Below are 17,876 nucleotides of genomic sequence, written 5' to 3' on the forward strand. Positions count from 1 at the left end.
ATGAAGTTTTTAGTTACAGGAGTTGCTGGATTTATTGGATGCTTTGTGGCCAAAAGGTTGCTGGAAGAGGGGCATCAGGTCGTTGGCATTGATAATCTGAATGATTATTACGACGTTAATCTGAAATTAGCGCGCTTAGCACTTCTGCAAAATAATTCAAAATTTGAATTTATTAAATTAGATCTGGCGGATCGCAGCGCCATGGCCGATCTGTTTGCCGAGCATAAGTTTGAGCGGGTGATTCATTTAGGTGCTCAGGCCGGTGTGCGTTATTCGCTGCAAAACCCTTTAGCCTATGCTGATTCTAATTTGATCGGCTTCGTTAATGTGCTGGAAGGCTGTCGCCATAATAAAGTGGGGCACTTGCTGTATGCCTCATCCAGCTCGGTTTATGGCTTAAATAGAAAGCAGCCGTTCTCTACTGAGGATTCGGTTGACCATCCTATTTCATTGTATGCCGCCACCAAAAAAGCCAATGAGCTTATGGCTCACAGTTATTCGCACCTTTACGGCGTGCCAACCACTGGGCTGCGCTTCTTTACCGTCTACGGCCCTTGGGGCCGTCCAGATATGGCCTTATTTAAGTTCACTAAGGCTATTCTGGCGGGTGAGAGCATTGATGTTTATAACCACGGCAAAATGAACCGCGACTTCACCTATATTGACGATATCGCAGAAGCCGTGGTGCGCCTGCAGGACGTCGTACCGGTGGCGAATAAGGACTGGACGGTTGAAGAGGGCTCCACCGCCGGCAGCTCAGCGCCTTATGTGGTGTATAACATCGGTAACAGTGATCCCATCAGCCTGATGACCTATATAAAAGCGCTGGAAACGGCTCTGGGCATTGAAGCGAATAAGAACATGCTGCCAATGCAGGCTGGGGACGTGCTGAACACCAGCGCGGATACAGAGGCTTTGTATAAGGCGATTGGTTTCCGTCCTGAGACGTCAGTTGAGCAAGGCGTAAAACGTTTCGTGGAGTGGTATCGCGAATTCTATCAGCGGTAACCGCAATCCGGATAACAGAGGCTGCTTAGGCGGCCTTTTTTATGCCCGCATTTTTCATAGATGGGGAAGTGATGGATATTTCATCGATGCGTTAACGGCATTCAAGTATTGATAGAAGGAAATATATGCAGATTTAAAAATGAAAAACCCGCCTCGAAAGGCAGGTTTTTTTCAAAACGTATTAAGCTGAAGCGGTAATACTTTATTACATCAAGAAGATTACAGCAGGAAATCGTCGAGTGATTTACCTTGCTCTTCGATAGCTTTCTTGATCACAGCTGGAGTACGACCTTGGCCAGTCCAAGTTTTGTTTTCGCCGTTCTCGTCGATGTATTTGTATTTAGCAGGACGCGCAGCACGTTTCGCTTTACCAGTAGCTTTAGTAGCAGCCATAGTTTGCAGCAATTCGTTAGGGTCAATGCCATCGGCAATCAGCATTTCACGGTATTGTTGCAGTTTGCGAGTACGTTCTTCGATTTCAGCAGCTGCCTGAGTATCTTCTTCGCGGCGCTCGTTAACTACAACTTCTAATTTCTCAAGCATCTCTTCCAATGTTTCCAGAGTACATTCTCTTGCTTGGGCACGGAGAGTACGGATGTTGTTCAGAATCTTTAATGCTTCGCTCATTATACTAGTCTCGAATTATATTGGTGGGGGGCGTTGAGCTAATAATAGATTGCTCTTTAGCGTTCTGCAATAGCCAATTTGTTTAGTTCACTCGAATTTACCAATTATAAGCATAATTACATTCACTGATAAAAATATAACCGTCTTAAAGAGCACTATTTAACGGGTGGCTGTAAGCTAAATTTCAATATGTTGGCAGGCGTTTTTTTGTGACTTGATGCAGCAGTTTTTATAACTCAGTGGCCACAGCTCACAAATAAATTGAGTTCTAACCCACGCCTGGTGTGGCTTGTAATGTAAGGGGAGCGTTAACAAGTTCTTGTCTATTAGTGCCACGGCTGAACAGTTTGAGAACACTAAATGCTTAGGCAACTGAGGTTAAGGGGGGGGGGCTTAATAAGGCTAAATGTTGTTTTAGTTCTGTTATATGGGTCTTGGCGCGGGTTCTATGACCGGCTAAAAAAGCAAAACACTTATAAACTTTAAACTTATTCCTAATATTCGATTGTAAATAACTGTGACTTTGAAATTTGAAATAAAGCACTGTTTTACGGCCACTTGCTGCTCGCTCACAAGCGAATGTCAGTCAGCGTAAGGCTTATGATACAATTGGCCACTTAGTGGTTAACCTTTCAATATACTTACGGAGTCACCATTTTATGGCTCAGCTTTATTTCTACTATTCGGCCATGAATGCAGGGAAATCGACCTCTCTACTGCAGTCATCTTATAACTACCAAGAACGTGGTATGCGCACCTTGGTATTAACTGCAGAGTTTGACCATCGCTTTGGCGTGGGGAAGGTGAGCTCGCGTATCGGATTGTCTTCGCAAGCCCAGTTATATAATAAAGATAGTGATCTGTTTGGTTTGGTTGCACACGAGCATCGTGAGCAGACCGTGCACTGCGTATTAATAGATGAAAGCCAGTTCCTCACTAAAGCACAAATTGCACAATTAACCGATGTTGTGGACAGTCTGGATATTCCCGTTCTCTGCTACGGACTGCGGACAGACTTCCGCGGTGAGCTTTTTGAGGGCAGTGAATATCTCTTAGCCTGGGCCGATAAGCTGGTCGAGTTGAAAACCATCTGTCACTGCGGTCGTAAGGCGAATAGGGTGCTGCGTCTGGATGAGCAAGGCGAACCTATGCACGATGGCGCACAGGTGGTTATAGGTGGCAATGAGAGCTATGTATCGGTATGCCGTAAGCACTTTAAAGAGGCCATGGCGGCATGCGCTGAGAAGGCCCCAAAGGCGTAATAAGCCACGTTATATTTAGCTAAAGCACTCAAACTTGAGCACAAATAAAAAACCCGCCATAAGGCGGGTTTTTTCATAATCACTTTTTAATCTTCACTTAATGATTATTTTTTAGCGGACTTCTTTTCAGCTTTAAATACTGGAGCAGTAGTAACCACTTCTGCCTCTTCTTCTTCGGTGAATTTACGACCGTAGTAAGTGTCCATCAGAATCTGTTTCAGCTCGGAGATCAGTGGGTAACGTGGGTTAGCACCGGTACACTGGTCATCAAAGGCATCTTCAGACAGTTTGTCCACTTTCGCCAGGAAGTCAGCTTCTTGAACACCCGCTTCGCGAATAGAGGTTGGGATACCCAGCTCAGCTTTGATTTCATCCAGCCAGTTCAGCAGTTTCTCAATTTTCTGTGCAGTACGGTCGCCCGGTGCACTCAGACCTAAATGGTCAGCAACTTCTGCATAGCGACGCCGCGCTTGTGGACGGTCGTATTGGCTGAAAGCGGTCTGTTTAGTCGGATTGTCATTGGCGTTATAGCGAATAACGTTGGCAATCAACATCGCGTTAGCAAGGCCGTGTGGGATGTGGAACTCTGAACCCAATTTGTGGGCCATGGAGTGACAGACACCCAAGAAGGCGTTGGCGAACGCGATACCCGCGATGGTCGCAGCATTGTGAACACGTTCACGAGCCACTGGGTTTTTCGCGCCGTCTTTGTAGCTGGCTGGCAGGAACTCTTTCAGCAGTTTCAGCGCTTGCAGAGCCTGACCGTCTGAGTATTCGTTAGCCAGAACAGAAACGTAAGCTTCCAGTGCGTGAGTGACTGCGTCCAGACCACCGAAGGCACAGAGTGACTTAGGCATGTTCATCACCAGATTGGCATCAACGATAGCCATGTCTGGTGTTAACGCGTAGTCAGCCAGTGGATATTTCTGACCTGTCGCATCGTCGGTTACAACGGCGAATGGCGTGACTTCTGAACCCGTACCTGAAGTGGTGGTGACGGCGATCATTTTCGCTTTCACACCCATTTTCGGGAATTTGTAGATACGTTTACGGATGTCCATGAAGCGCAGTGCCAAATCTTCGAACTGAGTCTGCGGATGTTCGTACAGTACCCACATGATTTTGGCTGCGTCCATTGGTGAACCCCCACCCAGTGCGATGATCACGTCTGGTTTGAAGGAGTTCATCTGCTCAGCACCTTTGCGAACGATGCTCAACGTTGGGTCAGCCTCCACTTCGAAGAAGACTTCAGTTTCGATGCCGTGACCTTTCAGTACGCTGGTGATCTGGTCGGCATAGCCGGCATTAAACAGGAAACGGTCGGTTACGATAAAGGCGCGTTTTGCACCATCGGTCGCCACTTCTTCCAGAGCGATAGGTAATGAACCGCGACGGAAGTAGATAGATTTCGGAAGTTTATGCCACAACATGTTTTCTGCTCGCTTCGCTACAGTTTTCTTGTTGATCAAATGTTTAGGACCGACGTTTTCAGAGATGGAGTTACCACCCCATGAGCCGCAACCTAAAGTCAGTGATGGAGCAAGTTTGAAGTTGTAGAGGTCACCGATACCACCCTGAGACGCTGGAGTGTTAATTAGGATGCGCGCGGTTTTCATTTTGTCGCCAAAATAGTTTACGCGTTCTGGCTGATTGTCCTGGTCGGTATACAGGCAAGAGGTATGGCCGATACCGCCCATCTCTACCAATTTCTCGGCTTTCTCTACCGCGTCTTCGAAGTTCTTAGCGCGGTACATCGCGAGGGTAGGGGACAGTTTTTCATGAGCAAAAGGCTCTGACTCATCAACGTTTTTCACTTCACCAATTAATACTTTGGTGTGTGAAGGCACTTTGATGCCGGCCATTTCAGCGATTTTAGTCGCTGGCTGACCCACGATAGCGGCATTCAGGCCACCATTTTTCAAGATGATGTCTTGAACTGCTTTCAGCTCTTTGCCTTGCAGCAAGTAACCGCCATGAGTGGAGAAACGCTCACGAACGGCGTCATATACGGAATCAACCACGATAATGGACTGTTCAGAAGCACAGATAACGCCGTTATCGAAGGTTTTGGACATCAGGATAGAAGCAACAACGCGTTTGATGTCAGCGGTTTCATCCACCACAACCGGGGTGTTACCTGCACCTACGCCGATGGCTGGTTTACCAGAGCTGTATGCCGCTTTCACCATGCCTGGACCACCGGTAGCGAGGATCAGGTTGATGTCCGGGTGATGCATAAGTTGGTTGGAAAGCTCAACGCTTGGCTCGTCAATCCAGCCAATCAGGTCTTTTGGTGCGCCCGCCGCGATAGCAGCCTGCAGTACAATATCTGCAGCTTTGTTGGTCGCATTTTTAGCGCGTGGGTGTGGGGAGAAGATAATACCGTTACGGGTTTTTAAGCTGATCAGCGCTTTAAAAATCGCAGTAGAAGTTGGGTTGGTCGTCGGTACGATACCGCAGATGATGCCGATAGGTTCAGCGATAGTGATGGTGCCGAAGGTGTCATCTTGTGACAGGATACCGCAGGTTTTTTCGTCTTTGTAAGCGTTGTAGATGTATTCAGAGGCGAAGTGGTTTTTGATGACTTTGTCTTCAACAATCCCCATTCCAGATTCTTCAACAGCCAGTTTCGCAAGTAAGATACGGGCATCAGCAGCGGCCAACGCGGCGGCACTAAAGATCTTATCAACTTGCTCTTGGGTGAAGTTAGCATATTCGCGCTGGGCTTTTTTGACTCGTGCTACGAGTGCGTTCAATTCAGCGACATTTGTTACAGCCATAATGCTCTCCTGATAAAGTTAAACTCTTTTAGTAAATAATCCGCCAGAATTCAGTATAGCTGTGCTATGACATACCGTCCGATACAAATTTACACATTTATTATCAGTCGGTTGCATCTGTCTCATTATTTGCTCAAACAGCTTTTAATAAGGTTGAACATCCTGTAGGAGAAAACGAGTTAACTTCGCCAGCTTGCAAGGTGTTTATCCTGTCGCCTACTCACTGACTACGTGAAAAGCATACTCACTTGGGGGCAGGCGATTTTTGATCTGGATCACTAAAGTGACTTGCTGACACCTTTCAGCAGGCCATTGATGAGATTGGTTATCATTAACCCGTTTTTATTTAACAAAATGTGCGAATTTTGGTCGGATTGACCCCTATTATTTTTAACATTAGCATGAATCACTGCTTATATTAAAAAATCTGGTGGTACGCGCTAAAAAGTCTCGTGGAATCCCAGCGCCAATTACAGTACATTAGCGCCCATTGAAACCTTCCTCTTCTGGCGTGTTGTGCGGAGTTCTGCGTGAGCCAATCTCTGTTAGATCTTTCAGGCTATATTAAATTTTTCGTCGGGCTATTCGCATTGGTTAACCCCGTGGGGATCTTGCCGGTCTTTATTAGCATGACCAGCTACCAAGCCGCCGCCGGTAGAAATAAAACCAATATGACCGCCAACCTGTCGGTTGCCATTATATTGTGGACAGCTTTATTCCTCGGCGACGCCATTTTGCATATCTTCGGCATCTCTATTGATTCTTTCCGTATCGCGGGCGGCATTTTGGTGGTGTCCATTGCGATGTCGATGATTAGCGGGAAGTTAGGCGAGGATAAACAGAACAAGCAGGAGAAGTCGGAAACGGCGATCCGCGAAAACGTCGGGGTTGTGCCATTAGCGTTACCTTTAATGGCGGGGCCGGGTGCCATCAGTTCGACCATTGTCTGGAGTTCACGTTTCCACGGCTGGCAGAACCTGTTGGGTTTGACCGTAGCCATTGCGCTCTTTGCTTTCAGCTGTTGGTTGCTGTTCCGCGCGGCACCTTTATTGGTGAGACTGCTTGGACAGACCGGCATTAACGTCATCACCCGTATTATGGGCTTGCTGCTGATGTCGCTGGGTATTGAGTTTATCGTGACCGGGATTAAAGCTATTTTCCCTGGTCTGCTGCAATAATATTCTTTGGGCTACTCTTTATCTTTCTAAACATTCGGTTATTTGTGTCTACTGTATTAACTTTGCTAATAACCGAATGCCTCAATATAGTGCAACTAATGACTTATTTATGACCAGTTGCACCTAAATGTGGCTTAAACTCCTTTCCTGAGCCTATTTATAACTCAAACAGCTATTTCTATACGTTTCCCTCCCCAAAAAATCCCTTTTTTATGACTTTCTCTGCCCGAATCGATGTTAATTTAACCACATCATTCTGTAGGGCTTGTGCATGCTGTATCGAGATGTTATTAGTGTTTACTCTGTCAGAAACAGCCATTTATTCTTCAAACCTACAAAATGTTAACTTTTTGTATCAGTCGAATTTTTAAACAGAAGCGTAAGATGGTTGTAGGTTGTAAATCGGTTAAAACAGAATAAAAACAACACGTTATATAAGATCCTCTTACTGGCATGCCAGACGGCTAAATGACTTCCAAGCCCAGTAAAGGAGAAACGCGTAACATTTTCGCAAAATTTATTGGCGCAGTTAACAGGCTTCTGATAATTTTCGGGACGTCTTCACAAATGGAAAGTTGTTTCGGGCTTATGCCGAAGTGAGAATGGATCTTGCAAAGAGATTTAAATTTAGCAATTTCATTTGTTGTTGGAGAATGTCGTGGTCGAAACTTTGCATCCTTACAGAGCCAACGCGCTTTTAGTGTCACTGCTTTTCCCAAAAGCACTCCTTGGCACTGTTGATGCATGTCTTCGTTTAAGTCAGAAACGCTGCACATTAGTTCCCATTAAAATTCTTTTTTCAGGCTGCTAAAAACTGCAGTCCGAGAGTGTTCGTCTGAAATTGCATTGTTAAGTCAAATTAAGCATTAGCCTGCCGTGTTTGAAAAAGGTATTACCACACTGCGTGAAATACTAATCAACAGGGCGAGCAAAAGGAGCGGGGTCTTCCTTAAAGGATCTCTGAAGATGAAAGACGATTAACAGTCTCAAACTTCAAAAGTTAGAAATGTAGTAGGTGATAGTCGTCTTATTCACAGCGACTAAATACATGCGGTTTTTCTATCGGGTAATTCGTTCCTGCCCGCGATTAACCAAAAGCCCAGCAAGGGTTTATCTTGCTCCATCGTGCGCAAGTTCATAATAAAAACTGGAGTTGAATATAAAATGACCAACATCACAAAGAAAACTATCCTCGCTGCCTGCGTATTAGCAGCATTGGGCGTGGCGACCGCGGGAAGCGCTTTTGCTGCTACCGTTCCAGCCGGTGTGCAACTGGCTGACAAACAAGAACTGGTTCGTAACAACGGTTCTGAAGTGCAATCCCTTGACCCACATAAAGTGGAAGGTGTGCCAGAGTCCAACGTTATCCGTGACCTGCTGGAAGGCCTGGTTAACACCTCTAACGCTGACGGCCACGTGATCCCAGGCGTAGCTGAAACTTGGGACAACAAAGACTTTAAAGTGTGGACTTTCCACCTGCGTAAAGACGCTAAATGGTCCAACGGCGACCCAGTGACTGCTGCGGACTTCGTTTATAGCTGGCAGCGCCTGGCTGACCCGAAAACTGCATCCCCATACGAAAGCTACCTGCAATATGGTCACATCGCTAACATCGATGACATCATTGCCGGTAAGAAAAGCCCTGACACTCTGGGCGTGAAGGCTATCGACGACCATACTCTGGAAGTGACTCTGACTGAGCCAGTTCCTTACTTCGTTAAAATGCTGTCTCACACCGCGATGAAGCCGGTAAACAAAAATGCTGTTGAGAAATTTGGCGACAAATGGACTCAGCCAGAAAACTACGTGAGCAACGGCGCTTATAAACTGAAAACCTGGACCGTCAACGAACGTATCGTTCTGGAACGTAACCCACAATATTGGGATAACAAAGACACTGTTATCAATCAGGTAACTTATCTGCCAATCTCTTCAGAAGTGACTGACGTTAACCGCTACCGCAGCGGCGAAATCGACATGACTTACAACAACATGCCGATCGAACTGTTCCAGAAACTGAAGAAAGAGATCCCAACTGAAGTCCATGTTGACCCATATCTGTGTACTTATTATTACGAAATCAACAACCAGAAAGCGCCATTCACCGACGAACGCGTTCGTGAAGCTCTGAAACTGGGTCTGGATCGCGACATCATTGTTGAAAAAGTTAAAGCCCAGGGCGATCTGCCAGCTTACGGCTTCACCCCGCCATATACTGACGGCGCTGACGGCAAACTGACTCCTCCAGCCTGGTTCAAAGAAACTCAGGATCAACGTAATGCACAGGCGAAGAAACTGTTGGCAGAAGCCGGTTATACCGACGCTAAGCCATTGACCTTCAAACTGCTTTACAACACGTCTGACCTGCACAAGAAGCTGGCAATCGCCGCAGCGGCAATTTGGAAGAAAAACCTGGGCGTTAACGTTCAGCTGGAAAACCAAGAGTGGAAAACCTTCCTGGATACCCGTCATCAGGGTAACTTCGATGTTTCTCGTGCGGCATGGTGTTCTGACTACAACGAACCTTCATCCTTCCTGAACATGCTGTTGTCTAACAGCAGCAACAACACGGCTCACTATAAGAGCGCAGCCTTCGACAAAGCGATTGCTGACACTCTTACTGCCAAGACTGACGAAGAGCGCGCTTCGCTGTACCAGAAAGCTGAACAGCAACTGGACAAAGATTCCGCCATCGTGCCTGTTTATTACTACGTGAACGCCCGTCTGGTGAAACCATACGTGGGTGGTTACACCGGTAAAGATCCACAGGACAACGTCTACGTTAAAGATCTGTACATTATCAAACACTAATTAGTGTCTGGCAGGGTATCCCCGAGATGCCCTGCCTATTTTTGATAAAGGTATCGTTCTTGGCGCTGACCGTTTCAGCGCTGAAGCAGAGAGCCACCGTCGCAATATTTTTATTATTGCGGCGATAAAGCCAAAACTATCAAGCTGTAGTGCAGGCTTAGAAACAGGTACGGGCAATGTTAAAGTTTATTTTACGCCGCTGTCTGGAAGCGATTCCGACGCTATTCATCTTAATTACCATCTCGTTTTTTATGATGCGTCTCGCACCGGGAAGTCCATTTTCAGGTGAGCGTAATCTTCCGCCAGAAGTTATGGCGAACATTGAGGCGAAATATCATCTCAATGATCCAATCTATAAGCAGTACTTCAACTATTTAGGGCAACTGGCGAAAGGTGATTTCGGCCCGTCGTTCAAATATAAAGACTATACCGTTAATGATCTGGTCGCCGCCTCTTTCCCGGTTTCTGCGAAATTGGGTCTGGCTGCTTTCGTCATGGCGATTGTATTTGGTGTTTCCGCCGGCGTGATTGCCGCGCTTAATCAGAACACTAAATGGGATTACACGGTAATGGGGGTAGCCATGACCGGCGTTGTTATCCCGAGTTTTGTGGTGGCACCTTTATTGGTGCTGATTTTCGCCATTACCCTGAAGTGGTTACCGGGCGGGGGTTGGAACGGCGGTGGGATCAAATTTATGATCTTGCCAATGGTGGCTCTGTCACTGGCCTATATCGCCAGCATCGCGCGTATTACCCGCGGTTCAATGATTGAAGTCTTGCACTCCAACTTTATCCGTACAGCGCGTGCCAAAGGTTTACCGCTGCGCCGCATTATTATGCGCCACGCGTTGAAGCCTGCACTGTTGCCGGTACTGTCCTACATGGGACCTGCCTTCGTCGGTATCATCACCGGCTCAATGGTTATCGAAAGCATTTTCGGATTGCCGGGCATCGGCCAGCTGTTTGTTAACGGTGCACTTAACCGTGACTACTCGCTGGTACTGAGTCTGACCATTTTGGTTGGCGCACTGACCATCTTGTTCAATGCGATCGTCGACGTGCTTTACGCCGTTATCGATCCAAAAATCCGTTATTAATGCTGGAGCTTATCAATGATGTTAAGTAAGAAAAACAGCGAAGCTCTGGAAAACTTCACCGAAAAGATGGAAGTTGAAGGCCGCAGCTTATGGCAGGACGCGCGTCGCCGTTTCATCAGCAACCGCGCGGCTGTCACCAGTCTTATCGTGTTGGCGGTGATTGCGTTATTCGTGACCTTCGCGCCAATGATTTCACAATTTGCCTACGCAGATACTGACTGGAATATGATGTCAGCTGCGCCGGACTTTGCTTCTCACCACTATTTCGGTACCGACTCCTCGGGCCGTGATTTGCTGGTACGCGTGGCCATCGGCGGGCGTATCTCTCTGATGGTGGGCGTGGCGGCAGCACTGGTCGCGGTTATTCTGGGCACCTTATATGGCACAGTTTCCGGCTACCTTGGTGGCAAAATTGACTCCGCGATGATGCGCTTCCTGGAGATCCTCAACTCCTTCCCATTCATGTTTTTCGTTATCCTGCTAGTGACCTTCTTCGGCCAAAACATTTTGCTGATTTTCGTCGCTATCGGCATGGTTTCATGGCTGGACATGGCGCGTATCGTGCGTGGACAGACTCTGAGCCTCAAGCGTAAAGAGTTTATCGAAGCGGCGCTGGTGAGCGGGGTGTCTACCCGCAACATCGTTCTGCGCCACATCGTGCCAAACGTACTGGGCGTGGTGGTGGTTTACGCCTCACTGCTGGTACCGAGCATGATCTTATTCGAATCCTTCCTCAGCTTCTTGGGATTGGGTACGCAAGAACCGTTAAGCAGTTGGGGTGCGTTGCTGAGCGACGGTGCCAACTCTATGGAAGTTTCACCTTGGTTACTGCTGTTCCCGGCAGGCTTCCTGGTTGTAACTCTGTTCTGTTTCAATTTTATCGGCGATGGCCTGCGTGATGCCCTCGACCCGAAAGATCGTTAAGGAGTGCAATCATGAGCACCATTGAACATTCAACTTTCGCGTCACCGGCGTCCGTTGACGGCAAAGCGCCGCCAATCCTGCTTGATGTGAAAGACCTGCGCGTGACCTTCGGCACGCCAGACGGCGACGTTACGGCAGTTAACGATCTGAACTTTGACCTGCGTGCTGGTGAAACACTGGGCATCGTAGGGGAGTCCGGCTCGGGCAAATCCCAGACCGCGTTTGCGCTGATGGGCCTGCTGGCAAGCAACGGCCGCATTGGCGGTTCGGCTAAATTTAACGGCCGTGAAATCTTGAACCTGCCGCCGCGCGAGCTTAACAAGCTGCGTGCCGAGCAGATTTCGATGATTTTTCAGGATCCAATGACCTCGCTGAACCCGTACATGCGCGTTGGCGAGCAGTTGATGGAAGTCCTGATGCTGCACAAGAATATGAGCCGTCGCGAAGCCTTCGACGAATCAGTGCGCATGCTGGACGCGGTGAAAATGCCTGAAGCGCGCAAGCGCATGAAGATGTTCCCGCACGAGTTCTCTGGCGGTATGCGCCAGCGCGTGATGATTGCCATGGCGCTGCTGTGCCGACCAAAACTGCTGATTGCTGACGAACCGACTACCGCGCTGGACGTCACCGTGCAGGCGCAGATCATGACCTTGCTGAATGAGCTGAAGAGCGAGTTCAACACCGCCATCATCATGATCACCCATGACCTGGGCGTGGTTGCCGGGATCTGTGACAAAGTGCTGGTGATGTACGCCGGGCGCACCATGGAATATGGTCAGGCGCGCGACGTGTTCTACCAGCCGTCTCATCCTTACTCTATCGGCCTGCTTAATGCCGTTCCTCGTTTGGATTCCGAGGGTGGCATGATGACCACCATTGCCGGTAACCCGCCAAACCTGCTGCGCTTGCCAAAAGGCTGCCCATTCCAGCCTCGCTGCCAGTACGCGATGGAAATCTGTAACACCGCACCTCCACTGGAGCGTTTCGGTGAAGGGCGTTTACGCGCCTGCTTTAAGCCGGTTGAGGAGTTGGTATGACAGATCACACAGTAATTCACAGCCCGTCTAAGCACGAAGCGCCACCAGACAAAAAAGTCCTGCTGGAAGTGGCGGATTTAAAAGTCCACTTTGATATCAAAGATGGTAAACAGTGGTTCTGGCAGCCATCCAAAACCCTGAAAGCGGTGGATGGCGTGACGCTGCGCCTGTATGAAGGGGAAACTCTGGGTGTTGTGGGTGAGTCAGGCTGCGGCAAATCGACCTTCGCCCGCGCCATTATCGGTCTGGTGAAAGCCACCGATGGCAAAGTGGCCTGGTTGGGTAAAGACCTGCTGGGCATGTCTGCGGCGGAGTGGCAACACACCCGTAGCGACATTCAGATGATTTTCCAGGACCCGCTGGCGTCGCTTAACCCGCGCATGACCATCGGCGAAATCATTGCCGAGCCGCTGAAAACCTATCACCCGAAAATGCCTCGCTCTCAGGTTAAAGAGAAAGTGAAGGCGATGATGCTGAAGGTTGGCCTGCTGCCAAACCTGATCAACCGTTATCCGCACGAGTTCTCCGGCGGCCAGTGTCAGCGTATTGGTATCGCCCGCGCGCTGATCCTCGAGCCGAAGCTGATTATCTGTGACGAGCCGGTTTCTGCCCTCGACGTGTCGATTCAGGCGCAGGTGGTGAACCTGCTGCAAGACTTGCAGCGTGAAATGGGCCTGTCGCTGATCTTCATCGCGCATGACCTGGCGGTGGTGAAACACATCTCCGACCGCGTACTGGTGATGTACCTCGGTCACGCCGTGGAGTTAGGGACTTACGATGAGGTGTACCACAATCCTCAACACCCTTACACCCGCGCATTGATGTCAGCCGTGCCGGTTCCAGACCCGGACAAAGAACGCAATAAAGTGATTCAGCTGTTGGAAGGGGACTTGCCGTCGCCAATCAACCCGCCGTCAGGCTGCGTGTTCCGCACCCGCTGCCCGATTGCTGGCCCAGAGTGCGCGGTAACTCGGCCACTGCTGGAAGGCAGCTTCCGCCACGCGGTCTCTTGCTTGAAAGTGGACCCGCTCTAAGCCACTGGCGCCAGTCTTGAAGCATAAAAAAACCTGCCCATGGCAGGTTTTTTTTATCAAATCTATCCCCAAAATCATTCGACCTGAATCAAGGCGGCAACGGCATGAACTCTGGGAGCATACATCAGTATGTGACCGGGGTGAATGTCGGCAGCCAACGCCGAGTCAGGTTGAAGGAAGCAGGGGGATTATTCTTTCCACAAAATATGGCACAGCTTGTGGTCTTTTTCGCGGCACAGCAGAACGCGCGCGAAAATATCATTAATCGGCTGATCTTCAGCATCGGCCAGCCCGATAACCACTTCGGCGAAGAAGTCCGGGTTCAGGTCGAAATCCACGTGCTCAACCCAATCTTCGGCCGGGTCATACAGTTCGGCACCGCCGCGCTCTTCAAATTGCAGATTGAAGATCAAGATATCCGCCGGATCGAGATTGTCGCCCGCCAGTTCCAGAAAAATGTCATAGGCTTGCTCAAGGGTTTCGTCTTCGGTCAGGCGGTTATTTAAATCCATAACGTTCCTATCAATAAATGGTGATCAATAAAAGAGTGTCTCGGGCTATTAGAACATTCTCGCTGCGGCTTTTACAGCAGCGGGCTGAAAAAGTAGAACAGCCGTTCAATAATGCGATGCCAGAAGGGGCGTTTTAACCAGGCTTCGACGTCCAGCAAGTGCGAGCGGGCGATATAGTCGGCCTGCACCTGCGCCAAATCGTTGCCAAAGCCGTCATCATCAATCACCAGCGTGATTTCGAAGTTCAGCCACAGGCTGCGCATGTCGAGGTTCACGGTGCCCACCAGACTGAGTTGGCCGTCGACCAGAATGCTCTTGGTATGCAGCAAGCCATCTTCGAACTGGTAGATTTTCACGCCGGCTTCCAACAGCTCGTTGAAGAAGGCGCGGCTGGCCCAGCCGACCATCATCGAGTCGTTCTTCATCGGCATAACGATGCTGACGTCAACGCCGCGCTGGGCTGCGGTACAGATCGCATGCAGCAAATCGTCGCTCGGCACGAAATAAGGGGTAGTCATCACCAACTGCTCGCGCGCCGAATACGAGGCGGTGAGCAGCGCCTGATGGATCATATCCTCAGGGAAGCCCGGGCCGGAGGCGATGACCTGAATGGTGTGGCCGCTCTCTTGCTCAAACGGCATCTGATTGACGTCAGGCTCGGGCGGCAGAATGCGTTTGCCGGTTTCGATTTCCCAGTCGCAGGAGTAGACGATGCCCATGGTGGTCGCCACCGGGCCTTCCATACGCGCCATCAAATCGACCCACTGACCCACGCCCGCGTCCTGTTTGAAATAGCGCGGATCGACCATGTTCATGCTGCCTGTATAAGCCACATAGTTGTCGATCAGCACCACTTTACGGTGCTGGCGCAAATCCATGCGGCGCAAGAAGACTCGCCACAGGCTGACTTTCAGCGCCTCGACCACTTCGATACCGGCGTTGCGCATCATGGCGGGATAAGGGCTGCGGAAGAAGGCGACACTGCCCGCGGAGTCGAGCATCAGGCGGCAGTGAATACCGCGACGCGAGGCCGCCATCAGGGATTCAGCCACCTGATCGACCAAACCGCCGGGTTGCCAGATATAGAACACCATCTCGATGTTATGCCGCGCCAGTTCGATGTCACGCATCATGGCGTGCAGCGTGTCATCGCTAGTGGTCAGCAGTTGCAGCTGGTTGCCTTTCACGCCCGCGATGCCCTGACGGCGTTCGCAAAGCTGAAACAGTGAGCTGGCAATCTCGCTATTTTCGGTGGCGAAAATGCGATGACAGCCTTTTAGATCATTCAGCCAGCGCGCGGTAGAAGGCCACATCGCCTTGGCGCGTTCTGCACGCCGTTTCCCAAGATGCAACTCCCCAAACGACAGGTAGGCGATAATGCCGACCAACGGAATAATATAAATGATCAGCAGCCATGCCATAGCCGAAGGCACCGCGCGGCGCTTCATTAAAATGCGCAGCGTCACGCCGGCAATCAGTAACCAGTAGCCAAAAATAAGAAGCCAGCTAATTACCGCATAAAAAGTTGTCATTGGGCGAAAAGTCCTGTTCGCAAGCCGTTGAGAGAGTGTACGCAGAGTCGGTGAAAGGGGAAACTTTTTAACGAATTTAAACCTTTCAATCAATCAGCTACCTCCGAAATCATTATCAGAAACCGTGAATTTCATCTGATTGTCATCAAGGGTAGCTGATAACTGACACATTAGGGTGAAACAGGGCTTGGATCACAATTTCATCGGCCTATAATGTGCACGCATTCTGCGTTTTAAAACGCAGGGAAAGTTGTCAACGGGAACAATGTGCATGAAACGTAGTAAGAATGAAGTAGGGCGCTGGCGCATGCTACGCCAGTCTCAGCGCCGCAGAAGCCGCTGGCTGGAAGGTCAATCAAGACGTTATCGCCACATCTACCGCATTCGGCAGATTCACCATCAGCAGCATCAACGTCTTTCTTTATATGCCGTTACTTATGAATGGCGCTCGTGATCACTGTGATTTCGGTTGAAATAAAGCACCGCATTTCGGGCAGACCAGCGTTGAATTCTTGCGCACTTTGGTGCTCATTTGTTCACTCACCGCTTTACATTCCGGGCAGGTGACTTTAGTTTTCTGGCTAGAAAGAAACTTCAATCCGTCGAAGAATGACATAGTAGCTTACCTCTGGGGTAGGGAGAGGCAGTCTAACACAGCCACTGCTCGTACACTGTGATTGCTTTAGCGTCTGTGACATATCCCTGAGTACCAGCAAAAAAAGAGGCCACCTGAGTGGCCTTTATTATTTCAAGCGCGGTGTTAGAAAACACGCTTAAACGGCTTCACGGTCACGCTTTTATAGACGCCAGCGGCAACGTAAGGGTCAGCATCGGCCCAGGTCTGAGCATCTTTCAGGGTTTCAAATTCAATGATAACCACTGAACCGGTCATGCCTGCCGCGCCCGGATCTGCACTGTCAATTGCAGGCGTTGGGCCAGCGACGATCACGCGGCCTTCATCATGGAGCTTTTGCAAACGTTCGACGTGTGCAGGACGCGCAGCGGCACGTTTTTCCAAAGAGTCGGGTACATCTTCAGAATAAATTACATAGAGCATGCATCACCTTTAAAATCATTAGCTTTAACAGGGAATAACGCGAAATGCCTGTCATCACGGCAGGTGTTAACACCATAGCGAAACCCGTAGTCGCTGGAAAGTGCTTTGCGTTGGATCAATTCAGCTTTGATTTGAGAATAGTTGTCATTGCGGTGTTGAATATGATTGCTATTTGCATTTAAACTTGCGGCTTCACGGGGAAACAGACTCATTATGCCGCTAAAAAAGTTTAGATTTGTTCGCAAGGTCACACTGCCACTGGTATTTTCTGTCGCCTTCCACAGCGCGGTTATTGGTGCCTTGCTTTATGTCACCATGAAGGACGCCGTGACACTGCCCAAACAAGAGCAGCAGGTCATGAGCGTGACCATGGTGAACCCAGCGGATTTCGCTCCGCCGCCGAAACCACAGGTGCAACCGGAGCCAGAGCCAGAGCCAGAACCCGAGCCAGAAGTGAAGCCGGAACCGCCACCGCCGCCAGAGGCCGTCGCGCTTCCTGAGCCGAAGCCAAAACCTAAGCCGGTCAAAAAGCCGGTTGAGAAGCCGAAGCCGAAAGTGAAACCTGTTGAGAAGCCGGTACAAAAGGTTGAGAAGCCGAAAGTCACCGATGACGCGTCGCCGTTCAACAACAGCAAGCCGGACATCAAGCCTGCGGCTCAGCCGCCAGCGCAGTCCACGCCAAGTGCCAGCAGCGGGCCGCGCCCGTTAGATCGCTCTAAGCCACAGTATCCGGCCCGAGCCTTCGCGTTGCAGATAGAAGGGCGTGTGCGAGTGCAGTTTGACGTGGACAGTGACGGTCGGGTAGATAACATCCGCATTCTGTCCGCCGAGCCGCGCAATATGTTTGAACGCGAGGTGAAACAGGCGATGCGTAAATGGCGCTATGAGCCGAAAGCCGCCAACAATCTGGTAGTCAACTTGGTGTTTAAAATCAACGGCGGATCCACCGTCGAGTAACATCGCCGCCAAGTGAAAAACAAAAAGGTCGCCTCTTAGGGCGACCTTTTTGTTTATGGC

The 17,876-nt window shown here is 49.6% G+C and carries 17 protein-coding genes; 10 read left to right on the plus strand and 7 right to left on the minus strand.

Going from position 1 to position 17,876, the window contains the following annotated elements; translation table 11 throughout:
• Complete coding sequence (locus tag SBO83_RS03555; protein WP_396130469.1) at positions 1 to 1,008, plus strand: NAD-dependent epimerase; 1,008 nt, start codon at positions 1 to 3, stop codon at positions 1,006 to 1,008.
• 219 nt (positions 1,009 to 1,227) lie between these two features.
• Here the strand turns inward: SBO83_RS03555 and hns are convergent, their stop codons facing one another.
• Positions 1,228 to 1,635 (minus strand): histone-like nucleoid-structuring protein H-NS, encoded by a 408-nt coding sequence (gene hns / locus SBO83_RS03560; protein WP_034791036.1) that lies wholly within the window; start codon positions 1,633 to 1,635, stop codon positions 1,228 to 1,230.
• Positions 1,636 to 2,294: 659 nt separating this feature from the next.
• On the opposite strand from hns, the gene SBO83_RS03565 reads away from it, so the two are divergent.
• A complete protein-coding gene (locus SBO83_RS03565) occupies positions 2,295 to 2,897 on the plus strand; it encodes a thymidine kinase (RefSeq protein ID WP_353502373.1) in 603 nt (200 codons plus the stop codon).
• Positions 2,898 to 3,001: 104 nt separating this feature from the next.
• Here the strand turns inward: SBO83_RS03565 and adhE are convergent, their stop codons facing one another.
• Entirely contained in the window at positions 3,002 to 5,677 is a 2,676-nt protein-coding gene (gene adhE, locus SBO83_RS03570) for a bifunctional acetaldehyde-CoA/alcohol dehydrogenase (RefSeq protein WP_396130470.1), read from the minus strand.
• A 530-nt stretch (positions 5,678 to 6,207) separates the two neighbouring features.
• On the opposite strand from adhE, the gene SBO83_RS03575 reads away from it, so the two are divergent.
• The 6 genes from SBO83_RS03575 to oppF all read left to right on the plus strand — a co-directional run bounded on the left by SBO83_RS03575 (position 6,208) and on the right by oppF (position 13,758).
• The gene (locus SBO83_RS03575; protein ID WP_353502371.1) at positions 6,208 to 6,855 is read left to right on the plus strand and encodes a YchE family NAAT transporter; all 648 of its coding nucleotides are present in this window, start codon (positions 6,208 to 6,210) and stop codon (positions 6,853 to 6,855) included.
• A 1,164-nt stretch (positions 6,856 to 8,019) separates the two neighbouring features.
• Complete coding sequence (gene oppA / locus SBO83_RS03580) at positions 8,020 to 9,666, plus strand: oligopeptide ABC transporter substrate-binding protein OppA (RefSeq protein WP_396130471.1); 1,647 nt, start codon at positions 8,020 to 8,022, stop codon at positions 9,664 to 9,666.
• Positions 9,667 to 9,842: 176 nt separating this feature from the next.
• Complete coding sequence (oppB, locus tag SBO83_RS03585; protein ID WP_396130472.1) at positions 9,843 to 10,763, plus strand: oligopeptide ABC transporter permease OppB; 921 nt, start codon at positions 9,843 to 9,845, stop codon at positions 10,761 to 10,763.
• Positions 10,764 to 10,778: 15 nt separating this feature from the next.
• Entirely contained in the window at positions 10,779 to 11,687 is a 909-nt protein-coding gene (gene oppC, locus SBO83_RS03590) for an oligopeptide ABC transporter permease OppC (RefSeq protein WP_034791020.1), read from the plus strand.
• An 11-nt stretch (positions 11,688 to 11,698) separates the two neighbouring features.
• Positions 11,699 to 12,724 (plus strand): ABC transporter ATP-binding protein, encoded by a 1,026-nt coding sequence (locus SBO83_RS03595; RefSeq protein ID WP_396130473.1) that lies wholly within the window; start codon positions 11,699 to 11,701, stop codon positions 12,722 to 12,724.
• Positions 12,721 to 13,758 carry a murein tripeptide/oligopeptide ABC transporter ATP binding protein OppF gene (oppF, locus tag SBO83_RS03600; RefSeq protein ID WP_051899470.1) on the plus strand — a complete coding sequence of 346 codons (1,038 nt, stop codon included), beginning with the start codon at positions 12,721 to 12,723 and terminating at the stop codon, positions 13,756 to 13,758. Before SBO83_RS03595 ends, oppF begins: the two co-directional genes overlap by 4 nt.
• A 188-nt stretch (positions 13,759 to 13,946) precedes the next feature.
• On the opposite strand, the gene SBO83_RS03605 is transcribed toward oppF, so the two are convergent.
• On the minus strand, positions 13,947 to 14,270 hold the full coding sequence (locus SBO83_RS03605; RefSeq protein WP_013575941.1) for an HI1450 family dsDNA-mimic protein: 324 nt from the start codon (positions 14,268 to 14,270) through the stop codon (positions 13,947 to 13,949).
• Between the two features lie 71 nt (positions 14,271 to 14,341).
• Positions 14,342 to 15,802, minus strand: coding sequence for a cardiolipin synthase (cls, locus tag SBO83_RS03610; RefSeq protein WP_034791010.1), 1,461 nt, complete (start codon positions 15,800 to 15,802; stop codon positions 14,342 to 14,344).
• 271 nt (positions 15,803 to 16,073) lie between these two features.
• Here cls and SBO83_RS03615 point away from each other — a divergent pair, with 271 nt between their 5' ends.
• Positions 16,074 to 16,256 (plus strand): YciY family protein, encoded by a 183-nt coding sequence (locus SBO83_RS03615; RefSeq protein WP_072009887.1) that lies wholly within the window; start codon positions 16,074 to 16,076, stop codon positions 16,254 to 16,256.
• Here SBO83_RS03615 and SBO83_RS03620 read toward each other — a convergent pair whose 3' ends face one another.
• The 3 genes from SBO83_RS03620 to SBO83_RS03630 all read right to left on the minus strand — a co-directional run bounded on the left by SBO83_RS03620 (position 16,257) and on the right by SBO83_RS03630 (position 17,071).
• On the minus strand, positions 16,257 to 16,418 hold the full coding sequence (locus tag SBO83_RS03620; RefSeq protein ID WP_218586968.1) for a YnfU family zinc-binding protein: 162 nt from the start codon (positions 16,416 to 16,418) through the stop codon (positions 16,257 to 16,259).
• A gap of 144 nt (positions 16,419 to 16,562) precedes the next feature.
• Positions 16,563 to 16,859: a YciI family protein gene (locus tag SBO83_RS03625; RefSeq protein WP_353502366.1), complete on the minus strand. Its 297-nt coding sequence runs from the start codon at positions 16,857 to 16,859 to the stop codon at positions 16,563 to 16,565.
• Positions 16,847 to 17,071, minus strand: coding sequence for a hypothetical protein (locus tag SBO83_RS03630; protein WP_353502365.1), 225 nt, complete (start codon positions 17,069 to 17,071; stop codon positions 16,847 to 16,849). Before SBO83_RS03630 ends, SBO83_RS03625 begins: the two co-directional genes overlap by 13 nt.
• 1 nt (position 17,072) lies before the next feature.
• Here SBO83_RS03630 and SBO83_RS03635 point away from each other — a divergent pair, with 1 nt between their 5' ends.
• A complete protein-coding gene (locus SBO83_RS03635; RefSeq protein ID WP_396130474.1) occupies positions 17,073 to 17,816 on the plus strand; it encodes an energy transducer TonB in 744 nt (247 codons plus the stop codon).
• The last annotated feature ends 60 nt before the right edge of the window (positions 17,817 to 17,876 follow it).

It is taken from the genome of Ewingella allii (assembly GCF_044430645.1).
Taxonomy (GTDB): Bacteria; Pseudomonadota; Gammaproteobacteria; order Enterobacterales; family Enterobacteriaceae; genus Ewingella; species Ewingella allii.